At 62.9% G+C, this 4,594-nt stretch carries 4 protein-coding genes and 1 pseudogene; 4 read left to right on the plus strand and 1 reads right to left on the minus strand.

Annotation, left to right across the window (positions count from 1 at the left end; translation table 11 throughout):
• Positions 1-14: 14 nt before the first annotated feature.
• Positions 15-158, plus strand: coding sequence for an amidohydrolase family protein (locus tag ABW137_RS13385; protein WP_526396007.1), 144 nt, complete (start codon positions 15-17; stop codon positions 156-158).
• Between the two features lie 353 nt (positions 159-511).
• Here ABW137_RS13385 and ABW137_RS13390 read toward each other — a convergent pair whose 3' ends face one another.
• On the minus strand, positions 512-2,173 hold the full coding sequence (locus tag ABW137_RS13390; protein WP_526400633.1) for a phytoene desaturase family protein: 1,662 nt from the start codon (positions 2,171-2,173) through the stop codon (positions 512-514).
• A 12-nt stretch (positions 2,174-2,185) separates the two neighbouring features.
• Here ABW137_RS13390 and ABW137_RS13395 point away from each other — a divergent pair.
• From ABW137_RS13395 to ABW137_RS13405, 3 genes and pseudogenes are all read left to right on the plus strand, one after another.
• Positions 2,186-2,389, plus strand: a pseudogene (locus tag ABW137_RS13395) (acyl-CoA dehydrogenase family protein); the annotation flags it as partial.
• A 334-nt stretch (positions 2,390-2,723) separates the two neighbouring features.
• A complete protein-coding gene (locus ABW137_RS13400; protein WP_526400634.1) occupies positions 2,724-3,569 on the plus strand; it encodes a helix-turn-helix transcriptional regulator in 846 nt (281 codons plus the stop codon).
• A 163-nt stretch (positions 3,570-3,732) separates the two neighbouring features.
• Complete coding sequence (locus tag ABW137_RS13405) at positions 3,733-4,539, plus strand: SDR family oxidoreductase (RefSeq protein WP_526400636.1); 807 nt, start codon at positions 3,733-3,735, stop codon at positions 4,537-4,539.
• Positions 4,540-4,594 lie beyond the last annotated feature (55 nt).

The raw sequence follows: 4,594 nt of genomic DNA on the forward strand, positions 1-4,594 counted from the left end.
GCCTACACGACACCATCGGTGCGATCACACCAGGACGATCCGCGGACCTCATCATGCTCGACCACAACCTATTCGACATCGACACCAGCGCAATCCACCAAACAACGGTCCACCAAACCTACTTTCAAGGACAGCGGGTCCACGGACCAAAACTGTGACTAGGTGCCGTGCCCTTCGCCAGGGGGCAAGCCGAGCTGTTGACGAAGCCAGTCTGTCGAGACAAGAACTTGGTCGTCTAATTTCTCTACTAAAGAGACTGAGACCCGGCCACAAAACCTCGCGCCGAGTGGGCGCCTTTCATACTCCAGATGGCCACGGTCCACGGCGACCCGGTTGCCCGAGATCGTCCCGGATCCTCCCCGCCAGCCACGCGATGACGGCGGAGAATTCCTCAGGTGCCATGAAGGCGAGCCGCCGCATCGGTTTGTGACGCCCGGCGGGCTGCAGGGTCGACGTGAACCTCAGCGGCACTGGCGCACCATCCGCGCCGTGGTGCCGGAAGCGACAACCGCTAGGACCTCACCCCGTCCGCTAGTAGCTGGCGGGCAACGATGTAACCCGACGAACCGCTGACGCCGCCACCGGGCCACGTGGCGGCCCCGATCATGTAGACGTTGGGTACCGCGGTGCGATGGCTCGGTTGGCCGACCAATGGACGAAACAGGTAGCTCTGTGCAAGATCCTGAGCCCCGGCGTAGGCGTCTCCCGGGCCGGTGTTCAGGTTGAAGGAGGCGATGTCCGCGGGCGTGACGACAGTATGCCCGAGGATGCTGCCGGTGATCCCGGGCGCGTGCCGCTCCAAGGTGTTCAGCACACGCTCGACGAAGCGGCTGGTGAGATCCTGGGTCCAACCTACCTCGCCCACCTCGATGACTCCCGCTGCGTCACCGCGGGGTCGAGTCGGCACGTCGGTGACTTGCACGCGCATTACCGCGCGGCCCTCCGGTGCGCGCGTCGGATCGACGGCCGTTGGCACCTGGACCGAGAACGTGGGCTTGCTCGGAAGCAACGAGGCCTGGGTGTGGGCGACGTGAAGTGCCAACCCATCCAGGGAGTCGGTCAAGAAGGGCTGTCCCATTCGATCGAAGCGCTCGTCGGGCCACCGCGGCGGGCGGGACAAAGCCAAATTCAGCTGCAGCTGGCCGCGCCCATATCGGTAGCGGGACGCCTGTCGGATCAACTCGGTCGGCATGTCGGCATCCGAGAGCAGCCCTAAGTACAGCTGGTCCGGCGTGACTGATGCGACGACGGCGTCGACGGCGCGTACGAACTCGCCGTGCTCGGTGCGCACGCCGACGGCGCGACCACCCTCGACGACGATCTGCGTGACGTGCGCACCGGCGCGTACCGTGCCGCCTTGGTCGGCAACCAGACGAACCAGAGCCTCTGCCAGTCGACCGCTCCCTCCCTCGGGCACAGGCAGGCCGCCCTGCATGCTCGCCAGCACGAACAACTTGACCCAGATGCCGCCGCCGGCGTCGTCGGGCCCCTTACCGAAGTGGGTGGCCCACGAACCAAGCATGCTGCGCAGGGTCGCCGACGCAAATCGGTCGACCACGTCCCGTGCGGACTCCACCAGGGAGGCGGCGAAAGCAGAGAACCCCACTCCGCCGGAACCGGTCAGGAGCCTGGCCCTGATCTGCTTGGCCTCCGCCGAGGTGAGATCTTGGGAGAAAAGCGCGAATACGTCACCCACCAACGGCGCAAGCTCCTCGATGAGTTCGCGAAACATCGCCCCGTCACCAGGAACCAGTCGGTCCGCCTCCGCGACGAACTCCTCCATCGTCCTCGGCATCACAGCCGTGGTCCCATCCTCCATCGACACGCCGGACGGGAAGACGGGGTCGACGTAGCGAAGTCCGAAGGACTCCAGCTTCGCACCAAGGTCCCGATAGACGGGACCGGTCAAGAACAGCGTGTGTGCAGCCGAGAAGGTGTCACCGCGAAACCCAGGCATGATCTCGTCCGTTCGAACGAATCCGCCAGGGCGGTCGTTGTTGTCCAGCACCAGCACACTGCGACCGGCCGCAGTGAGGTAGGCGGCCGCCACCAACGCGTTGTGACCACCTCCCACGAAAATCACGTCGTACAAGTCCTGGTGATCGTCCATCGTCGCTTCTCCCGTCTCGAAGGCCCCCGGAATGGAAACGTCGGGGAACCGAAGAACACTCACCAATCGAGGACACGCTCGATCGAGGTGGGACGCATGCAGGTAGCGGCCCGGGCCACCGGGGTCGGCCGTGCGACCTTCGACGACGCCTTGTCGTACGCGCACGACCGGCAGAGTTTCGGCAAGCCGATCTGGGAGCACCAGGCGGTGGGCAACCTGTTCGCCGACATGGGCACCAAGCTGGCGGCGGCGCGTGAGACCAGTTCTGCGGTGGCCGAAGTCGCGATCTGTTATACCGGCAACCTCAGTGTCCCGACGGAGAAGCTGTACACGTTGCACTACTACCTGCAGCTGGCCGAGCAGATCGTGGCGGCCGCTGCGCACACACCGTTCGAGCAGAAGGACGGAGCGTGGCGACGATGCGTGCGCCATCCACTTGGGCCAGAATGACACCAAAACGTAGGTCGACAACACCGTCGGCACGGACGTATACCGCATCAGGAGGGTGACGTTAGCTGTGGCTGAAATATCCTCGCGAAGCCGCGAGGCTCACCACTTTCTTCCTGGACGTCGATTGGCTTCGAGTGAGACCTTGGGGTGGTCCTCCGTACTCTTGGAAGTCCTGGATCAGCCTGCGTCCGCACATGAATTCACCACACCGGCCACTTCCGACCTGCTCGTAGTCATGGGATTGCAGGGGCAGTTCCAACTGGAATCACGGCACAAGACCCGATGGCTGAAGGAGGTGTACCGCCCGGGCACCATTGGCGTGACCGGCCCCGGTAGGCAAGATACGCTGCGATGGCGCGGAGCGGAGCCCGGAGTACGCAGGACGCTGCACGTCCACCTTTCGCTGAGTGCCATCGAAGAGGTCCGCGAGGAGCTTCCCTGCCGATCGCTTGATGACCTCGACGTGCTCGGCTTGGTTGATCCAACGGCTACGTCAATTCTCTACGCGCTGCGTTCCGCACTCGCTTGCGAGTCGGATGCCCTCGTGGCCGACTCGCTGGCTCAAGCCTTGATCCTGCAGGTGCTGTCGTCGCGAAAACCATTCGCGCACTCCACGAAACCATCCCCGACCTTGACTCCTGCAACTGTGGTCAGAGTTATCGACTATGTCGACACGCACATCCACCAGGCGGTGACACTCGACGACCTAGCGCGCGAAGCGCACCTCAGCAAGTTCCACTTCCTGCGGGCCTTCGTCGGCGCCGTGGGCATGACTCCCCACCGCTATCTAGTGGAGGTGCGCATGACGAGGGCCGCTGAACTCTTGAGCGCCGGTAATCAAACGGTGGCGACCGTCGCCGCACTGTGCGGATACTCCAGCACTGCCAGATTTACAGCAAAATTCCGCGAGCGCTACGGCGTCACGCCAGGGGTCTACCGCCAAGAAAGGGCTTCGCGGCCACCTGTTGGTGAGAGAGACGAAGGTGGTGCTTCCAAGTTTGTGCGCTAGAACGACGAGTTGCGTTTAGAGGCTGGACTGAGGTCCTCGAATCGGAGGCTTCGGCCGAAACCTCGTAATATCGACGGTCACATATTGCGGGAGATAGCCCACTTATTGCTGTGCCCGGCTTCCCGTCTACCGTTCCGCCGCTTCATATTCGACAGTTGAATCCATGACGGAACCATCGACGCAGGCTTCACACTCACCGCGGCTCTTGGCGGGTTCTTCGCTGGAAGGTCGTATCGCCGTTGTCACCGGCGCCTCCAGCGGAATTGGCGAGGCTACCGCCATACGTCTGGCTGAACTCGGCGCAGGAGTGGCGTTGATCGCCCGCCGCTCGGACCGTCTCGACGCTGTGGCAGAGCGCATTTCTGCCGCCGGCGGCCGGGCGCTTGCACTACCGACAGACGTCCGGGACCGCTCGAGCATGCTCGCCACCGCCGAACGCGTTGAAGGTGAGCTCGGCACTGTCGACTTGGTTTTCGCCAACGCCGGCATTCAGCTGATTTCGAGCATCACCGACCTTGCCGTCGAAGATTGGGACACCCAGATAGGCACGAATGTAGGCGGTGTGATGAACACGATTCAAGCGTTCATCCGGCCCCTCCGAGAATCAGCTTCGAACGGCCGGACCGCAGACTTGATCACGACGTCATCTATCGCCGCCGTTCGTATCCTCGACCGGTTTCAGGTCTATTCCGCCACCAAGGCTTACATCACCCAACTGTCCCTGCTGCTGCGTACTGAGCTCGGCCAGGAAAAGATTCGTGTTTCGACCATCGAGCCCGGAATGGTTGACACGGAACTTCCCGACCACGTGACCGATCCGAGTGCGACGAAGTTGATGGCCGATCTGATCGAGCAGATAGACGTTCTGCAGTCCACCGATATCGCAGAACTCGTCGCATTCGTGGCGGCGTTGCCAAGACACGTCAATCTCACCGAGATCACGGTGCTGCCCACCGAACAGGCCATCTGAGCGACCAGCGTCACTATCAGTTGACGCGTCGAGCGCAGCACAGACACCATGCCGA

The sequence above is a fragment of the Mycobacterium sp. genome (assembly GCF_040509115.1).
Lineage (GTDB): Bacteria > Actinomycetota > Actinomycetes > Mycobacteriales > Mycobacteriaceae > Mycobacterium.